Here is a 1,236-nt window from a genome sequence, read left to right as displayed (position 1 = left end):
CTTGAATAAGCTTTGAATGATTGACGTTTTGATGATAATAAAACATATCTTGGATTGATAACACCCTGAAAAATTTACATTCTTTAACAAATTCTTCTTGCATGTCTGTTTCTGGTTTTATTTTATCCGATGCCAATGCACTTAACCATGTGCCATACTTTTCTAAAATATTAAGCTCCTCGGAAGTAAAAACATAATCCTTACATTGCAACTTGTATTTACTTCCAATTAATTTCTTATGTTCAGGTGACTTGGGCCCCTCAACGAAGTCGATATCACGCCCTAAACCCCCTCCCTCCGGCGCCTTTCGCGGCCATCGCGGCCTACGACTTGCTTCGCAAGTCTTCATCTCGCGTCTTCGGCTACGCCGAAGGGTGCTTCGCACCTGGCCGCTACAGGCACCTCCACTCGGCCTGACGAGGTCGCACTTTGTGTCGTCTGAACTGACGAGCAAGAAGAGCAAGAGCAAGAGCTCCTAACCTGGCGATGCCGACTCTGCCGTCGAAGATGCGTTGGTGCAGGCGCCGCCCGTAACTCGCGACGTCAGGAGGCCGAGCGGAGGTGTCTGGAAGGGGCAGGTGCGCAGCACCCTGTACATACAGGATGAACTCAAATCGACGTGGCATGAGGGCGCCGCCTTCGTCTTTGTCAACAAAGCCCGTTCGCGTATCAAAGTGCTGCGCTGGGATAAACACGGGGTGTGGTTGTGTACCCGCCGTCTGCACAAAGGCAGCTTCCGCTGGCCACGTGCGGATGACGCTGCCTGGCACCTCACTCCCGACGAGTTTAACTGGCTTATCGCTGGTGTCGACTGGCAACAGGTTAAGGGACACGACCTGACGAAATGGGTCTGGCAGAATGAGTCCGAATCGCGCCCTGAAAACACGCAAAATACAATGCCGCACCTGGCCGCTACAGGCACCTCCACTCGGCCTGACGAGGTCGCACTTTGTGGCGTCTGAACTGGCGCGCAAGAAGAGCAAAAGCACAAGCAAGAGCAAGAGCAAGAGCAAGAGCAAGAGCAAGAGCAAAGGCTCTGACTGGCAACGCCGGCTTTGTTGTCGAAGATGCGTCAGTCCAGACGCCGCCCGTAACTCGCGACGTCAGGAGGCCGAGCGGAGGTGTCTGGAAGGGGCAGGTGCGCAGCACCCTTCGGCGATAGCCGAAGACGCGAGATGAAGATTTGCGCAGCAAATCGTAGGCCGCGCAGCCCCTGCAAGACACCGGAGGGAGGGG

Annotated in this window: 2 protein-coding genes; one reads left to right on the top strand and one right to left on the bottom strand. The window is 54.4% G+C overall.

All coding sequences use genetic code 11. From position 1 onward, the window contains the following. A partial coding sequence (maoP, locus tag V0R59_RS31765; protein ID WP_330105872.1) for a DUF413 domain-containing protein occupies nt 1-349 on the bottom strand: 349 nt, incomplete at its 3' end. A gap of 229 nt (nt 350-578) precedes the next feature. Here maoP and tnpB point away from each other — a divergent pair. After that, nucleotides 579-962 (top strand): IS66 family insertion sequence element accessory protein TnpB, encoded by a 384-nt coding sequence (tnpB, locus tag V0R59_RS31760; RefSeq protein ID WP_330105871.1) that lies wholly within the window; start codon nt 579-581, stop codon nt 960-962. Nucleotides 963-1,236 lie beyond the last annotated feature (274 nt).

This window comes from Pseudomonas ulcerans (assembly GCF_036324125.1).
In the GTDB taxonomy this organism is placed as follows: Bacteria; Pseudomonadota; Gammaproteobacteria; order Pseudomonadales; family Pseudomonadaceae; genus Aquipseudomonas; species Aquipseudomonas ulcerans.
This window is presented reverse-complemented; position numbering and strand designations above follow the sequence as displayed.